The organism is Endobacterium cereale (genome assembly GCF_009617585.1).
Taxonomy (GTDB): Bacteria; Pseudomonadota; Alphaproteobacteria; order Rhizobiales; family Rhizobiaceae; genus Neorhizobium; species Neorhizobium cereale.
Genome location: NZ_WIXI01000043.1, coordinates 171232 through 187310 on the forward strand (window position 1 = coordinate 171232; position 16079 = coordinate 187310).

14 protein-coding genes are annotated in these 16079 nt (G+C 61.0%); 9 read left to right on the forward strand and 5 right to left on the reverse strand.

Annotation, left to right across the window (positions count from 1 at the left end):
• Nucleotides 1-169 precede the first annotated feature (169 nt).
• Entirely contained in the window at nucleotides 170-1633 is a 1464-nt protein-coding gene (locus GAO09_RS13375; protein WP_153354499.1) for an aldehyde dehydrogenase family protein, read from the reverse strand.
• Between the two features lie 250 nt (nucleotides 1634-1883).
• Here GAO09_RS13375 and GAO09_RS13380 point away from each other — a divergent pair, with 250 nt between their 5' ends.
• Together GAO09_RS13380 and GAO09_RS13385 are read left to right on the forward strand one after the other, a co-directional pair.
• A complete protein-coding gene (locus tag GAO09_RS13380; RefSeq protein WP_153354500.1) occupies nucleotides 1884-2738 on the forward strand; it encodes a GNAT family N-acetyltransferase in 855 nt (284 codons plus the stop codon).
• Nucleotides 2739-2857: 119 nt separating this feature from the next.
• Nucleotides 2858-3337, forward strand: a complete 480-nt coding sequence (locus tag GAO09_RS13385; protein ID WP_324184898.1) for an Lrp/AsnC family transcriptional regulator — start codon at nucleotides 2858-2860, stop codon at nucleotides 3335-3337.
• 51 nt (nucleotides 3338-3388) lie between these two features.
• Here GAO09_RS13385 and GAO09_RS13390 read toward each other — a convergent pair whose 3' ends face one another.
• Nucleotides 3389-4432 (reverse strand): tartrate dehydrogenase, encoded by a 1044-nt coding sequence (locus tag GAO09_RS13390; protein WP_153354501.1) that lies wholly within the window; start codon nucleotides 4430-4432, stop codon nucleotides 3389-3391.
• 162 nt (nucleotides 4433-4594) lie between these two features.
• Here GAO09_RS13390 and GAO09_RS13395 point away from each other — a divergent pair, with 162 nt between their 5' ends.
• The 5 genes from GAO09_RS13395 (at nucleotide 4595) to GAO09_RS13415 (ending at nucleotide 10452) form a co-directional block, all read left to right on the forward strand.
• A complete protein-coding gene (locus GAO09_RS13395; RefSeq protein ID WP_153354502.1) occupies nucleotides 4595-6049 on the forward strand; it encodes an NAD-dependent succinate-semialdehyde dehydrogenase in 1455 nt (484 codons plus the stop codon).
• A gap of 15 nt (nucleotides 6050-6064) precedes the next feature.
• On the forward strand, nucleotides 6065-7216 hold the full coding sequence (argE, locus tag GAO09_RS13400) for an acetylornithine deacetylase (RefSeq protein WP_153354503.1): 1152 nt from the start codon (nucleotides 6065-6067) through the stop codon (nucleotides 7214-7216).
• Between the two features lie 21 nt (nucleotides 7217-7237).
• The gene (locus tag GAO09_RS13405; RefSeq protein WP_153354504.1) at nucleotides 7238-8458 is read left to right on the forward strand and encodes a M20/M25/M40 family metallo-hydrolase; all 1221 of its coding nucleotides are present in this window, start codon (nucleotides 7238-7240) and stop codon (nucleotides 8456-8458) included.
• Between the two features lie 59 nt (nucleotides 8459-8517).
• Nucleotides 8518-9444 carry a 2-hydroxyacid dehydrogenase gene (locus tag GAO09_RS13410; protein WP_153354505.1) on the forward strand — a complete coding sequence of 309 codons (927 nt, stop codon included), beginning with the start codon at nucleotides 8518-8520 and terminating at the stop codon, nucleotides 9442-9444.
• A gap of 156 nt (nucleotides 9445-9600) precedes the next feature.
• Entirely contained in the window at nucleotides 9601-10452 is an 852-nt protein-coding gene (locus GAO09_RS13415) for a GNAT family N-acetyltransferase (protein ID WP_153354506.1), read from the forward strand.
• A gap of 88 nt (nucleotides 10453-10540) precedes the next feature.
• Here the strand turns inward: GAO09_RS13415 and GAO09_RS13420 are convergent, their stop codons facing one another.
• From GAO09_RS13420 to GAO09_RS13430, 3 genes are read right to left on the reverse strand one after another with little or no spacing between them, the layout of a single operon-like run.
• Nucleotides 10541-10894: a cupin domain-containing protein gene (locus GAO09_RS13420; protein ID WP_153354507.1), complete on the reverse strand. Its 354-nt coding sequence runs from the start codon at nucleotides 10892-10894 to the stop codon at nucleotides 10541-10543.
• 19 nt (nucleotides 10895-10913) lie between these two features.
• A complete protein-coding gene (locus tag GAO09_RS13425) occupies nucleotides 10914-12191 on the reverse strand; it encodes an NAD(P)/FAD-dependent oxidoreductase (protein ID WP_153354508.1) in 1278 nt (425 codons plus the stop codon).
• Between the two features lie 9 nt (nucleotides 12192-12200).
• Entirely contained in the window at nucleotides 12201-12866 is a 666-nt protein-coding gene (locus GAO09_RS13430; protein WP_153354509.1) for a haloacid dehalogenase type II, read from the reverse strand.
• Nucleotides 12867-13228: 362 nt separating this feature from the next.
• Here GAO09_RS13430 and GAO09_RS13435 point away from each other — a divergent pair, with 362 nt between their 5' ends.
• Both GAO09_RS13435 and GAO09_RS13440 read left to right on the forward strand, forming a co-directional pair.
• Entirely contained in the window at nucleotides 13229-14605 is a 1377-nt protein-coding gene (locus tag GAO09_RS13435; RefSeq protein WP_153354510.1) for an aspartate aminotransferase family protein, read from the forward strand.
• 111 nt (nucleotides 14606-14716) lie between these two features.
• On the forward strand, nucleotides 14717-16045 hold the full coding sequence (locus GAO09_RS13440) for an NAD(P)/FAD-dependent oxidoreductase (protein WP_153354511.1): 1329 nt from the start codon (nucleotides 14717-14719) through the stop codon (nucleotides 16043-16045).
• The last annotated feature ends 34 nt before the right edge of the window (nucleotides 16046-16079 follow it).

The window sequence follows — 16079 nt, forward strand, 5'->3', positions numbered from 1 at the left end:
CCCGACCACATGCCCCGCAAAACGGCGGGTGTTTTTTGAAAAGCTCAGATCGCCAAGGCACGACTCTGTCCGTGTCTCGGAGCGACCCCATTCGAGTAACGGAGACGCTCAACCCGACCATTCAGGAAGAAATGGCCCGGAGCAATCCGGACCTTTTCCTGTTGATGGATCACAGGTCGATCAGCACGGACTTGGTGCGCATCGCGCCCATATAGGCCTCGCGGCCGAGATCCTTGCCGAGGCCGGAACTCTTGTAACCACCGGTCGGCAGGATCATGTCGCGCGAACGGCCATAACGGTTGACCCAGACAGTGCCCGCTTCCAGCTTGCGCGACATGCGGATGGCGCGGGAAAGGTCGCGGGTGAAAAGGCCGGATGCCAGACCATAGGTCGGGTGGGTGGCAAGTGCCGTTGCCTGTTCTTCGGTCTCAAAAGTCTGGATGCTCAGGACCGGTCCAAATATCTCCTCGGTCACAGCCGGGTTGGTTTCATCAACGCCGGCAAGGATGGTCGGAGCATAGAAATAACCATCCGATTCCATGCGGCAGCCGCCGGTCACCACCTCGGCACCTGCCGTTTTCGCGGCATCGACGATCGCTTCGATCCGAGAAATCTGCGTTTCGGAAATGATCGGCGAATAGGTCGTCGCCTCATCCCATGTCTTTCCGGGACGCATGGCGGCCATATGTTTTGCAATCTTGGCTGCCAGTTCCTCGGCCACCGATTTTTCGGCGATCAGGCGCGAACCGGCCACGCAGACCTGACCGGCATTGCCGGTGATCGAGCGGGCGATGCAGGCGGCTGCGAGATCGATATCGGCATCGGCAAACACCACCTGCGGGCTCTTGCCGCCAAGCTCCAGCGTCATCGGCTTGATGCCGGTTCGGGCGATATCCTGCATGATCTGCGCACCGGCGCGGGTGGAGCCGGTAAAGGAGACTTTTCCAACCAGCGGATGCGTGGTGATGGCGGTACCAGTTGTGGGACCGTCGCCGAGCACGACATTGACGAGGCCTGCCGGAATGCCGGCGCGCACCGCCAGTTCGGCGAGGTAAAGTGTGGAGAACGGCGTCATCTCTGAAGGTTTGATGACGATGCCGTTGCCGGCGGCCAGCGCCGGGCCGAGTTTCCAGGCGGCCATGGATAACGGCACGTTCCATGGTGCGATGGCGCCGATCACGCCATAGGGTTCATGCAGGATCATGCCCATCTGCGCATCGGCGGTGGGCACCACCTGGCCGCCTTCCTTGTCGGCGAATTCGGCAAAGAAGCGGATATGATCGGCGCAGTTGACCACATCGCTCTGGCGCGCCTGGGTGATCGGCCGTGTCGAACAGACGGCCTCCAGCTGCGCCAGATATCCGGCCTCCTGATCTATCAGGTCGGCGAAGCGGCGCAGGATGCGGGCCCGGTCGCGTGGCATGCAGGTCGCCCAGTCGGACTGGCGTTGCACGCGCGCCGAAATGTTAATGGCTTCATCGACCAGAGCCGCATCGGCAACCGGAATGGCGGACAACGGCTTGCCATCGCTCGGTCGCCGGATTTCCAGAACATCCGCACCCTCGACATAACGGCCGTCGATAAAATGACCTTTCGGCAGATGTAGCGTGGCAGGGTCAAAAGAAAGCGTCATGCAAAAGTCCATCCGTTCTGGAGCGGTGCCGACGGATAGGCGCCGGCCATGATGGAGAGAGGCTAAAGCAAAGGGAATGGCCATTTATGCCGTATCGGCTGCGGGTGGCCGAAGATACTGCGCATTTGCAGTGACCGACTGAAAGCCCCGCAGAACAAAATGGCGTGGGGGCGGGGCGAAAGCGCGCAAAATGCTGCGCTCCACCTCTAGACTGTTATTCTGTCAGAAGCGGCATTGAGCGGATACCGGGATGGAAACGAGAAAAATCGACAATTTCGAGCTTCAGCTTGTTCCCATGCAGGAGGAACACATTCCCCGCCTGCACGAGCTGTCGATTGCAGTAAACTGGCCGCATCGGCCGGAAGACTGGGCCGTGGCGCTGGCTCTTGGCGAAGGTGTCATCGCCTTTGATGAAATCGGCCGTCCGGTCAGCTCTGCCATGATGTTTCCGCTTGGCGAAGGTGTTGCGAATATCGGCATGGTCATCACCTCGCCGCGCCTGCAGAACCATGGCGCCGCTCGTTGGCTGATGGATGAAATGCTGCAACGGACACAAGGCAAGGTCCGGCGGCTGAATGCCACCAAGGCGGCCTACAATCTCTATCTGTCCATGGGATTCCAGCCTTTTGCGCTGGTGCTGCAGCATCAGGGCACGGCCATTGCCCTTGCGGGGGAAGACGCCCGTGTGCGACTGATGACGGAGACGGATGCGGCCGGGATCATCGAGACGGACAAACGCGGTTTCGGCTCGGATCGAAGCCCGGTGATCGAACATCTGCTGACCCTCTCGGAAGCGATGGTTCTCGAGGAAAACGGCAGGATCAACGGTTACGCCCTGTGTCGCCGGTTTGGCCGGGGGCATGTCCTCGGCCCGGTCGTGGCGGCAAGCGAGGAAGATGCGGTCGCGCTCATCCGCCCGCTGATCGCCCTCCATGAGGGCAACTTCCTGCGCATGGACACCCGCCATCCGAACGGGCCGCTGCAGGCGGCACTCGAACAGGCAGGCCTTGCCCTGTTTGATCACGTGACGACGATGCAGCTGGAACCGATCGGCAAATCACCGCAACTGACTGTATTTGGCCTCGCCAATCAGGCGCTGGGATAGCGCAATCCGATCGGATCCGTCGAAAGGCTGCCATCTGCTTTTCTGCACTGGCTGGAACACAAACTGCCCGATACTATGCATGGGATGGCTCACCGGCCGGATAACGCAAGGGAACGCACGTGAAGCTTGACCGCATCGACATTCGGATTTTGCACGAGCTGCAGAAGAACGGCCGCCTGACCAATGTCGAACTTGCCGAACTCGTACATCTGTCGCCGAGCCCGTGCCTGATGCGGGTGAAAAAACTGCAGCAGGTGGGCTATATCACGGGCTATTCCGCCCATATCGATCTCACCAAACTAGGCCCGACCGTCACGGTCTTTACCGAAGTGACGCTGAGCAACCACCGCCAGAACGATTTTTCACGCTTCCAGCAGGCGATCGAAAAGGTGGAGGAAGCGATCGAGTGCCACCTGATTTCCGGAGGCTACGACTATCTTCTGAAATTCGTGACGGCCAGCATTTCCGATTATCAGGAACTGATGGAGCGCCTGCTCGAGGCGGAGATCGGCATCGACAAATATTTCAGCTTCATCGTGATGAAATCGCCCTTCGTGAAACATCACCTGCCGCTGCGTACGCTTTTCCCGGATAATTGACCCTCCAAGCCCGCCGGGTGACCCGGCAGGCGCAGTTGGTGGTGCAACAGGTCAGGCGATCCGCTCGCTGACCGCGTTGGTGATTTCATCCGTCGAATTCTGGCCCGGCGTGGTGCCGATGCCCGCTGCCGTCGTGGCTTCGATTGCGGCCATCACACGGACGGCTGAAGCCGTCTCGCCCAGATGTTCCAGCATCATTGCCGCCGACCAGATGGTGGCGATCGGATTGGCGATGCCGAGATCGGCGATATCCGGTGCCGAGCCATGCACCGGTTCGAACATCGACGGCGCACTGCGGTCCGGGTTGATGTTGGCGGAGGCCGCAAACCCAAGCCCACCCTGAATGGCCGCACCGAGATCGGTCAGAATGTCACCGAACAGGTTGGAGGCCACGACGACGTCAAGCGTTTCCGGCGCCATGACGAAACGGGCGGCAATCGCATCCACATGGTAACGCGACACCTCGACATCGGGATATTCGGCGGCAAGCTGGTCGGTGACCTCATCCCAGAACACCATCGAGTATTTTTGCGCATTCGACTTGGTGACGGAAGCCAGTTTGCCGCGACGCTTGCGGGCCTGTTCGAAACCGAAGCGCAGAATGCGTTCGACACCTGTGCGGGTGAAGATGGAGGTTTCGACCGCCACTTCATCGGCCGTTCCCTGATGCACGCGGCCACCGGCACCCGAATATTCGCCCTCGGTATTTTCGCGGATGCAGAGAATATCGAATTTTTCAGCCCGCAATGGCCCGACGACGCCGGGCAGAAGCCGGTGCGGCCGGATATTGGCATATTGGGTGAAATTTTTGCGGATCGGCAGAAGCAAACCGTGCAGCGAAACCGAATCCGGCACTTTCTGCGGCCAGCCGACGGCGCCGAGCAGGATGGCGTCGAAACCGCGCAATGTCTCAATGCCGTCTTCCGGCATCATCCGGCCGGTTTTCAAGAATGTGTCGCAGGACCAGTCGAACCACGTCGCTTCGAGCGCCGCACCATCCAGTGCGCAGGCCTCGGAAATGACCTGCCACGCCGCCTGCGTGACCGGAGTTCCGATCCCGTCGCCGGGGATTATTGCAATCTTGTGAGCGCCCATCCGTCTCTCCTCATGTCTTTGCGGCAAAGGTCGCAGACCTGCCCGTGATTTGCTGCCGGTCTTTTCTGAAAGCGCAGCATATTCTGCCCGGCATCGGAAAAGAACCGCAGGATCGTCCGCGCCCAACGTTGCACATATGGGAAAAGACGAAAGGGTGTTTTCATGCTTGGGCTTTCCGATGCCAACCTGTTTCGAACCGGCTGCCTGATCGGCGGCGAATGGCGTGATGCGTCGAATGGCGCGCGCATGGCGGTGGTCAATCCGGCCAACGGCGAGGTGATTGCGCAGGTGCCGGACAACACGGCCGACGATACGGCGCAGGCGATCGCCGCCGCCGAAAAGGCGCTACCCGAATGGCGTGCCCGTCCGGCAGCAGAGCGTGCCAAGCTTTTGGAGCGCTGGTCGGCCTTGTTGGCCGAACATACCGAAGATCTGGCCCGGATCCTGACATTGGAACAGGGCAAGCCGTTGTCCGAAGCGCGCGGCGAAATCGCCTATGGCAATGCCTTCATCAAATGGTTTGCCGAGGAGGCGCGCCGCATCGGCGGCAGCACCATTCCGTCGCCAACGGCTGGCCGCCGCATCATGGTGATGAAGGAGGCGGTCGGTGTCTGCGCCATCATCACGCCGTGGAATTTTCCCAATGCGATGATCACCCGTAAGGTGGCGCCGGCTCTGGCGGCCGGCTGCACGGTCGTCATCAAACCCTCTGATTTTACGCCACTTTCGGCGCTTGCTCTCGCCGTTCTGGCGGAGCGCGCAGGCATTCCGGCCGGCGTGATCAATGTGCTGACCGGCAAGCCGGAAGCAATCGGCGGCGTGCTGACCGCAAGCCCGGTCGTGCGAAAACTGTCCTTCACCGGCTCGACCCGCGTCGGTTCGCTTCTGATGCAGCAATGCGCCGGCACGGTGAAGCGCCTGTCGTTGGAACTCGGCGGCAATGCGCCTTTCATCGTGTTTGATGATGCCGATCTCGACCTTGCCGTCGAAGGCGCGCTGCAGTCGAAATTCCGCAATGGCGGCCAGACCTGCGTCTGCGCCAACCGCATCCTTGTTCAGTCCGGCGTCTACGATGCCTTTTCGGAAAAACTGGCGGCGCGGGTCTCGGCCATGAAGGTCGGTGATGGTTTGACGGATGGCATGGATATCGGCCCGATGATCAATTCGGCAGCGGTGGAGAAGATCAACCGCCATGTCGCCGATGCGCTGGCGAAGGGCGCGAAGGTCATTTCTTCGGCCGCTTCCGGGCCGGAAGGCGCGCAGTTCGTGACGCCCGTTGTCCTCAGCGGCGCCAATACGGACATGATGCTGGCGCAGGAGGAAACATTCGGGCCGGTGGCACCGCTTTTCCGCTTCGAAACGGAAGATGAGGCGATCCGCATCGCCAACGACACGCCATTCGGTCTGGCCTCGTATTTCTACACCCGCGATCTGGCACGCGCTTTCCGCGTCGGAGAAGCGCTCGAGACCGGCATGGTGGGCCTGAATACCGGCCTGATCTCCACGGAAGTGGCACCCTTCGGCGGCGTCAAGCAGTCGGGGCTGGGACGTGAAGGCTCGATGCTTGGTATCGACGAATATCTCGAAACCAAAACCTTCCATATCGGCGGGCTTTGAGAGGGGCGAGTGAACATGTCCGTTCAGGAAATTCTGGCTGATCTCGTTGCCATCCCCTCTCTACCGGGTACGCCTAATACGGTGATCACGGAGTGCCTGCGCTCACACCTTCAGTATGCCGGGGTAGAGGTGACCGTGTTGCCGGGACCTGAAGGTGACCGCGCCAACCTGTTCGTGACGATCGGCCCGCGTGACAGGCCGGGCTACATACTCTCCGGCCACAGCGATGTCGTTTCGGTCGACAATCAGGTCTGGACGACCGATCCGTTCCGCCTTGCCGTCGATGATGGCAGGCTGACTGGCCGTGGCACCACGGACATGAAGGGCTTTCTCGCCTGCATGCTGGCCATGGTGCCGGAATTTGCCGCCATGCCGTTGCGACGGCCGGTGCATCTGGCCTTCTCCTACGACGAGGAAATCGGCTGTCGCGGCGTCGGGAACATGATTTCCCGCCTGCCTGAGCTTTGCGCACCACCTGCCGGCGCCATCATCGGTGAGCCGAGCGGCATGCGGCCCGTCCTGTCGCACAAAGGCAAACAGTCGCTGGAACTGAGCTTCACCGGCAAGGCCGGCCATTCGTCCAATCCATCGCTTGGCGAAAATGCCATCTATGCCGCAGCCGACATGCTCATGCACATTCGCAGCATGGCCGAGAGCATGGAGCGCAACGGGCCGTTCGATGCACGTTTTGTGCCCGCGCATTCCACCTGTCAGGCCGGCGTGGTGCGCGGCGGTGCGGCGGTCAACATCATTCCCGACAGCGCCGAGATTCAGTACGAAGCGCGAGCGATCCCCGGCATTGATCCGCGTTCGCTGAGTTTGTCGATCATCGAGCGTATCGAGGTGCTGAATGCCGAGGCGCAGGCGGCGGGCCGTGCTCTCTCTGCCACATGGCGGGAGACCTCCAGCTATCCGGCCCTGCCACCGTGTGCCGATCGCGGTTTTGTCGAACTGATGGAAAATCTGAGCAGCAAGCCGTCGGTCCAGGCCGTCAGTTATGGCACCGAGGCCGGGCTTTATCATCAGGCCGGCATTGCCTCGATCATCTGCGGGCCGGGCGATATTGCCCGCGCGCATGGGCCGGATGAGTTCATTCTTCTGTCCGAACTCGAAGATTGCCTGGTTATGCTGCGCGGTCTCGGTGCAGAATTGTGCCGTGATGCCTGAACCTCAAAGGAAGCCGTTTTCATGACCAATGATGTTACCCAACGAGTCCTCGACCATGCCGGTTTCCGGCAGGCGCTCGACCATATCGACGCCGGCTATGACCGTTTTGTCGAAGAGCTGATCACGCTCACCGAAATCCCCGCACCGCCTTTCAAGGAAGAGCGCAAAGCGGCGACCTATCTGGAAATGATGCGGCAAGCCGGGCTGGAGGACGTCGCGAGCGACGAAATCGGCAATGTTTGTGGTCTCATCCGTGGCACCGGCAATGACGGTTATCTTGTCGTCGCTGCTCATCTCGACACGGTCTTCCCCGAAGGCACCGATGTCACCGTTCGCCGCGAAGGCACGAAGCTTTTTGCGCCCGGCATCGGCGACGATACGCGCGGCCTATCCGCCAATCTCACCCTGATGCGGGCGATCAAGCAGTCGGGCATCCGTCCGAAAAAGACCATCCTCTTCGTCGGTGATGTCGGCGAAGAAGGCAAGGGCGACCTGCGCGGCATCCGCCATCTGTTCGCAGAAGGAAAATATCGCGACCGTATCGATGCCTTCGTTTCCGTGGATGGGCCTGAGACGGCGCGTATCGTCAACCAGGCGGTCGGCTCGTATCGCTACCGCGTCACTTTCGATGGTCCGGGCGGCCACAGCTACGGCGCCTTCGGCACGGTCAACCCGGCTTATGCGATGGCGGAAGTGCTGACCGGTCTTTCGAAACTGCATCTGCCGAAGGAGCCGAAAACCACGGCAACGCCGTCCGTGTTCGGTGGTGGCACCTCGATCAATGCAACACCGGAAAACGTGTGGTTCGAGCTGGATCTGCGTTCCGTTTCCCAAACCGAACTGGACCGGATAGACGGTGAATTCCATGCCATGCTGGGAAAGGCGGTGGAGGCCGAAAACGCCCGCGCGGATACCACGGCCGGCGAGGTCACGGTGGAGGCCAAGCGCATCGGCCATCGCCCGGCAGGCGCTGTTGCCGCCAATGCGCCGATCATCACCTCCAGCATCGATGCGGTAAAGGCTTTCGGCTTCGAACCACGCCTGATGGCATCGTCGACCGACGCGAACATTCCAATCAGCCTCGGCGTCCCGGCCGTCTGCATCGGCTCGGGTGCCGGACCGCATACCGGTGGCCGTGTCCATTCGGTGGAAGAATGGATCGATGTGGAACGCGAAGGCCAGCTGAAGTCACTGCATGCGCTTCTGGCCGTCGTTCTCAGCATCACCGATCTGGAAGACTGACCGATATTTTCGCTCCGTCCGCCTGTTCGGGGCGGGCCTTATTTTGCAATGGAGAAGCCATGACCTTCCAGATCCTGTCCTATCCGGGCCGTGTCGAAACCTTTCGCAGGATTTTTGGCCGCGACATGCCGGAGGTCGGTTTTGCCGGTTCGGTGGAAGAGGCCGATCCGGCGGATGTCCGTTACCTGATGGCCTGGACCTTTCCGGATAATCTCGCCACGCGCTACCCCAATCTGGAACTGATCTTTTCGACCGGTGCCGGCATCGACCAGATAACCGGCGTGGACATCCCGCCGGGTGCAAAATTGGTGCGGATGATCGAGGAAGGTGTCACCACGCTGGTGCGTGATTATGTGGTCATGGGTGTGCTCGGCCTGCATCGCGATCTGCCGGCCTTTCTGGCGCAGCAGCGGCAGGAAGTCTGGAAGACGCGCGATTTCGTCTGGCCCGACCAGCGGCAGGTCGGCATTCTGGGCCTTGGTGAACTCGGCATGGCGACGGTCCATGCGCTGCGCCCCTTCGGTTTCAATCTGGCGGGCTGGAGCCGCACGCAAAAGACCATCGAAGGTGTCGATTGTTATCATGGTGCCGATGGCTTGGCGGCCATGCTGGCAAAGACCGATATTCTCGTCTGCCTGCTGCCGCTGACGGCGGAAACGCGGCATATCCTCAATGCCGAACTGTTTGCGCAACTGCCCAAGGGGGCCGGTCTCGTACACGCCGGGCGTGGCGGCCATCTCGATCAGGATGCGCTTCTCGATTCGCTCGACAGCGGTCACCTTTCCGGCGCCTTCGTGGATGTGACCGATCCCGAACCCTTGCCGACAGGTCATCGTCTCTGGTCGCATCCGCATGTGGTGCTGACGCCGCATATCGCCGGCCACAGCCGACCGGAAAGTGCAGCCGAAGCAACCATCGCCAACATTCGTCGGCACCTTGCCGGAGAACTGCCGAAGGGCGTGGTGGATATCCGGCACGGTTATTGATTTCGCGGGCGGCGGGCGGCGGGCGTGACTGCTTTTCTGGCAGCAAAGCCCGCCGCATTCGCCAATCTTGGCAGAATATGCGGCTGTAGCCGCCATCCCCAGTGACCTTCACTGGTCAAGCCATGTGACATTCGGGCTTCTCGCAGCGGAGGCATCATGAAGACCCTCAACCCTTCCGATATCACCATCGTCGATCTCGGCCCGGCTGACGCCGCCGAGGCACAGCGCCTGTCGCTGCAGGAAGCCTGGCCGCATCGTCTGGAGGACTGGCAGTTTCTGCTGGACATCAGCAAGGGTGTCGGCGCTATCTGCAACGGCAAGCTGGTCGGCACGGCACTTTTGACGCCCTATGGCGAAACCGGAGCCACCTGCAACATGATCATCGTCGATCCGGCCATGCGTGGCCTCGGATTGGGGAGGAAGCTGGTCGAGAGGCTGTTGGAAAAAGCCGGTGATCTCGAATGCCGGCTGATCGCCACGGAAGCGGGCCTGCCGCTTTATGAAAAGCTCGGTTTCGTCGCGACAGGCAAAATCCGCCAGCACCAGGGCGTGGTGACGGCCAAACTCTCCTTCGTCGGCGTCATCGATGCAACACCGGGCGATCTGGATGATCTGGTCGCGCTCGACAGGGTAGCGCTCGGTCTGGACCGCAGCGCGCTGGTGGCAAAGTTGATCGACAAACAACCGTTTCTGCTGTTGCGCGATAAAAACGGTCTGCGCGGTTTTGCCTCCTGCCGTCCGTTCGGGCGCGGTCATATTCTCGGGCCTCTGGTGGCGCGTGATGATGAAGCCTTCAAAATTCTCCTCACCGCCTCAATCGCGCGACATCACGGAAAATTCCTGCGCGTCGATCTGACCGATGCCGCGGCCGCTGAGGTTGCTGTGGTCGAAGCAGCTGGCCTTGCAAAAGTCGGCGGCGGTGTCGCCATGACGCGACCGGGCATTCGAAGCGCAGAGCCTGTCGGTGATGCACGCGTCTATGCGCTGGCGGCGCAGGCCCTGTGCTGATTTCTTCCTGATTTGAAAGCAAAAAAAGACCCGGAAACATCGGTGTTTCCGGGTCAAGTCGTTGGGGAGCTTGGGCTATGCGCCGACTTCAGCCGACGATGACGTAGATTTTTCGGACGGTCTCGATGGTCTTCCAGATGCCGACATAACCCGGCTTCATCATGAAGCTGTCACCCTTGCGGAAAATGCGCGGCTCCTGGCCCTGTTCGGTCAGCTCGACGACCCCTTCCAGCAGGTGGCAGAACTCGAATTTTTCGCCCTTGATGGAATGGTTGGAGCCGGGTGTGGCTTCCCAGATACCAGTGATGACTTCGCCGTTACGGGCATCGTCGAAGGCCCAGGTGCTGTAGGTCGGGTCGCCCTCAACCAGCTTTTCCGGGTCGCATTTGCGTGTGACCGGGGTTCCGAGCTTGGACTGGTCGAATTTGATGAGAAGGCTCATGTATCGCTCCTGAGATAAATTACTGGAAGCGGTCGAGCGCCTTGTAATAGGCGCCGACCAGAGGAAGAAACCAGGGCTTGCCGAAATGGCCGGGAACTGCGTTCCAGGCGAGGCCATCCCAGGGATTGCGGTTGATGCGGCCGGTCATCAGATCGGCCATGATCTCGCCCATATGGGTAGCAAGCTGTGCGCCGTGGCCGGAATAACCCATGGCGTAGTAAAGGCCCTCGGCCTCGCCGGCGCGCGGATAACGGTCCTTTGTCATGTCGACCATGCCGCCCCAGCAATAATCGATGTCGATATCGGCCAGATGCGGAAAGATTTTTGCCATGCTGTCGCGCAGGATAGCGCCAGCCTTGGCATCGGAGCGTTGATCGGAGGTCGCGGAAAATCGCGCCCGCCCGCCCCAGATCAGCCGGTTGTCCGGCGCCAGCCGGAAATAGTTGCCGACATTCATAGTGTTGACGTAGGTGCGCTGGCCCGGAACGGTGGCAGCGACTTCCGCATCCGTCAGCGGCCTTGTGGCAATGAGAAAACTGCCGACCGGGATGATGCGGCGGCGGAAGAATGGGAAGGCTGCGGTCGTATAGGCACCGGTTGCCAGCAGCACCTTGCCCGCAAGAATATCGCCGCGTGGTGTCTTTAGTCGCCAGGCATTGCCTTCGCGCTCGCGCGCCGTCACCGGTGTCTTTTCGTGAATGACGGCGCCATGGCGGGCGGCGGCGGTGCCAAGCCCGCTGACGAACCGCCCCATATGCATCATCGCGCTTTTGGTCTGCAGCATGCCGCCGTGAAACGCGTCCGAGCGGACCTCGTTGACGAGATCGGCGCGGCTGAGCATTGCCGTTTCGGGATCGGCATCCTTGTTCAGCGCTTCGAAATTGCGGGCAAGGCCTTCATAATGCGCTGGTTTGGACGCGAGCTTCAGCTTGCCGGAGTGGCGGAAACTGCAGTCGATATTTTCGTCCGCAATGATCCGCTCGATCGTGGCGATACCATCGTCGAAGGCTTTGTAGATTGCGCGCGCCTTGTCCGGGCCGAACGTTTCACGGGCATGGCCATAGCTGTGGGCGATGCCGTTGTTGAGATGTCCGCCATTGCGGCCGGATGCGCCGAAGCCTACGGTCTCAGCTTCGAGCACGACGACGGAATGCCCCTCCATGGCCAGTTTGCGTGCAGCACCCAGCCCGGTAAAACCTGCGCCGATGACGGCGTAATCGAAACAGCCGCCGACGGCATCTTTCGATGCCGCGGCGAAAGCGGGAGCCGTATCGTGCCAGTAGGAGAGGTATTTCATCTCACATCCTCAAAGGCCGAAGACGCCGGGCAGACCGCCGATGTCCTTGATCTCGGTATATTCGTAGAATGGATTGGCCGGCTCGTGTTTGCGGTTGACCCAGACCTTTGACTTGATGCCGAGGTCATGCGCGGTCATCAGGTCGTAGCGGAAGGACGAGGAGACATGGGTGATGTCTTCCGGGCCGCAACCGAGAACGTCGAACATGTACTCAAAACCGTTCATCTGCGGCTTGTAGCTGCCGGTCTCTTCAGCGGTGATCACCTTGAAGAAAGGCGCGCCGAGCTTTTCGACATTGGACATGATCTGGCTCTTCATCGCGTTGGAGAGGATGACGAGCGGGATTTCCTTGGCAACGGCTGCAAGACCTGCCGGAACATCCGCATGCGGGCCCCAGGTCGGTACCTCCTCGTAGATTCGGATTGCGTCTTCCGGCTTGAAGGTCACGCCGTGCTTTTTGCAGGTGCGTTCGACGGCATTGTGCACCACCTCGGCATATGGCTTCCATGCGCCAAGAACCTCGTCGAGGCGGTAGGCGGAAAAGCTCTTAATGAAAACGAGCATGTCCGGCTCGGACAGGTCATCGCCGTAGATGCGTCGCGCGGCGCCGGCCATGTCGAAATTGGTGAGCGTGCCGTAACAATCGAAAGTGACGAACTTCGGCCGAAAAGTCATGGCGGGAATTCCTGTGTTGCGAACATTGGCGAGCCTTGTCGGCTCCTGCACCAAATCCTATGGGGCGTCTCGAAGATGGACCCGCCGCATTGAGGGGCGGCCGAAGCACAAAACACCGTATGTCGTGGTCGCGGCGACACGATCTTGCGGGAAGGTGATGCGCTCGCCGCGGGTGCCGAAAGCCTTGCCGCCGCCGCGGCGGCATATCCTTCGGCGCGGTTGACGACGAACAGCGCAATCTTTCGTCGCGGCCGGTCAATCAACCGAACAGTGCGCGATCCGGGCCGGATAATCGGGGCAAATCAAAGGTCCTCAGTGCGTTCCTGAACAAAGCAGGCAGCGCCCAACAACCGGAAATGATCATGCTGTCCAATTCCCTCGTCGAACTCGATCGCCGTCACCTTATTCATCCGGTCGCCAGCTGGCGCGGTCATGAAGCAGCCGGCGTACGCGTGCTGACCTCGGGGCAGGGCGCCACGGTGCGCGATGCGTCTGGCAAGGAACTGATCGACGGATTTGCCGGGCTTTGGTGCGTCAACGCCGGTTACGGGCAGGAAAGCGTCGTTGAGGCGGCAATGAAGCAGATGCGTGAGCTACCTTATGCCACCGGCTATTTCGGCCTCGGTTCGGAGCCAGCCATCCGGTTGGCCGCGCGTCTGGCCGACCATGCGCCGGGTGACCTGAACCATATCTATTTCACGCTCGGCGGTTCGGATGCCGTCGATAGCACCGTGCGCTTTGTTCGTTATTTCTGGCACGCGCGCGGCCTGCCGCAAAAGGATCAGTTCGTGACGCTAGAATACGGTTATCACGGATCATCGACAGCCGGTGCCGGCCTCACCGCCATCCCCGCCTTCCATGCCGGTTTCGGCGTGCCTTATGACTGGCAGCACAAGATCCCATCGCCTTATCCCTATCGCAATCCGGTGGGTGAAAACCCGGCCGACATAATCGCGCAGTCGAAAGCGCAACTGCTGGCCAAGGTCGAGGAATTGGGTGGACCTGAGCGGGTCGCCGCATTTTATGCCGAACCTATCCAGGGCTCGGGTGGCGTCATCGTGCCGCCAAAAGGCTGGATGAAGGCGATGCGTGATCTTTGCGCCGAACTCGACATCCTGTTCGTTGTTGATGAGGTCATCACCGCCTTCGGTCGCACCGGTCCGCTGTTTGCCTGCAGCGAAGACGATATCGTGCCGGACATGATCACTACGGCAAAAGGTCTGACGTCGGCCTATGTGCCGATGGGCGCCGTCTTCATGTCGGAAAAAGTCTATCAGACGATTGCGGACGGTGCCGGTAAGGCGGCCGTTGGCCACGGTTATACCTATTCCGCCCATCCGGTTTCCGCCGCTGTCGGCCTCGCGGTGCTCGATCTCTACGAAGGTGGCCTGCTCGAAAATGGCCGGCGCATGGGCGAACGCCTGCAGGCGGGCCTGCATTCGCTCAAGGACCATCCGCTGGTCGGCGACGTGCGTGGCCGTGGCATGCTGGCGGCGATAGAACTGACCACCGACAAGGCCAAGAAGACACCGCTGCCGGCAGCTTCGGTGCCTTCGACGCGCATCTTCGATCGCGCCTGGGATGCCGGCCTCGTCATCCGTGCCTTCGCCTGGGGCGTCATCGGGTATGCGCCGCCCTTGTGCTGCACTGAGGCGGAGATTGACGCCATCATTGAGCGTACGCGCAATGTGCTCGATCTGACGCTCGAAGATCCGGATGTCCGCGTCGCGTTGCGCTGATCCCGTCGAGCCAATGATGCGGCAGTCCATTTGCCGTCTCAAAACCTTTTCCGCCGTGACCCTGTTCCCGTCATGTCCTAATCACACTGCCTGTATTCCTCGGAGAGCTTCATGCCCGCGCCACTGATGACGATTGCCACCGGAACAGATATGCCGGCCCGCGCTGATGTGGTGGTGATCGGAGGCGGTATCGTCGGCACGTCCATTGCCTATTATCTGGCGCGATCAGGCGTCAGCGTCGTGCTCCTGGAAAAGGGCCGGATTGGCGCCGAGCAATCGAGCCGCAATTGGGGTTGGTGCCGGCAGCAGAACCGCGATGCGCGCGAACTGCCGATGGCGACCAAGAGCCTTGAACTCTGGGATGCGCTGGCTGCCGAGATCGGCGAAGATGCCGGTTTTCGCCGCTGTGGCCTGACTTACCTTTCAGACAGCGAAAGCGAGATTGAAGGCTGGGCAAAGTGGCGTGAATTCGCCATCACCCAAGGTGTGCGCACTTTCATGCTCAGCCCTCAGGAAGCGTCGGAACGCGGCAGGGCAACGGCCAAAGCGTGGAAAGGCGGCGTCTTTTCGCAGGATGACGGCATTGCCGACCCTTCGCGCGCCGCCCCGGTTCTGGCGCTTGGTGTCATGAAATTCGGCGGTGTGGTGCTGCAGGAATGTGCGGCCCGTGGCATCGAGTTGTCGGCCGGCCGGGTCAGTGGCGTGGTGACGGAGAGGGGCACGATCGCCACCTCGCAGGTCGTCGTCGCCGGTGGCGCATGGGCCTCGTCGTTCTGCCATCAGATCGGTGTCGGCATGCCGCAGGCATCGACCCGCTCGACCATCCTCTCCGTCGGTCCGGGCAATGCGGGCGATATTCCGCCGGCGCTGCATACCAAGGAGGTTTCTGTGACGGCGCGTGGCGATGGCGGCTGGACACTCGCGGTGTCCGGTCGCGCACAGCTTGATCCGACACCGCAGAACATTCGTTATGCGAAGGCATTCCTGCCGATGTTCACCCGCCGCTGGGGCAATCTGTCGGCCGGCAGCCTGCAGGGCTGGGGGTGGGGTCACGAAACCCGCCGCATCTGGAAGCTCGACCGCCCGACGCCGATGGAGCAGGCCCGCATTCTCGATCCCAAACCGAACCGCGCGATTGCCGAGGACACGCTGGCGCGCGCCCGAAAACTGCTGCCGGGTCTTGGCCACAATCCGGTGCAGGCGACCTGGGCGGGTTATATCGACAGCACGCCGGATGGCGTGCCGGTCATCGGACCGGTGGAACATGTTCCGGGTTTCATGATTGCAGCCGGTTTTTCCGGCCATGGTTTTGGCATCGGCCCGGGCGCCGGTTTGCTGGTCGCTCAGATGCTGACCGGCCAGCAGACTTTTGTCGATCCTGCGCACTATCGGCTGGAGCGGTTTTCCCAGTCGTCATGGGGCAAGGTTTCAGAGTTCTAATCTGTTCTTGCCTCGACAAACTCCCGCGGTGGCT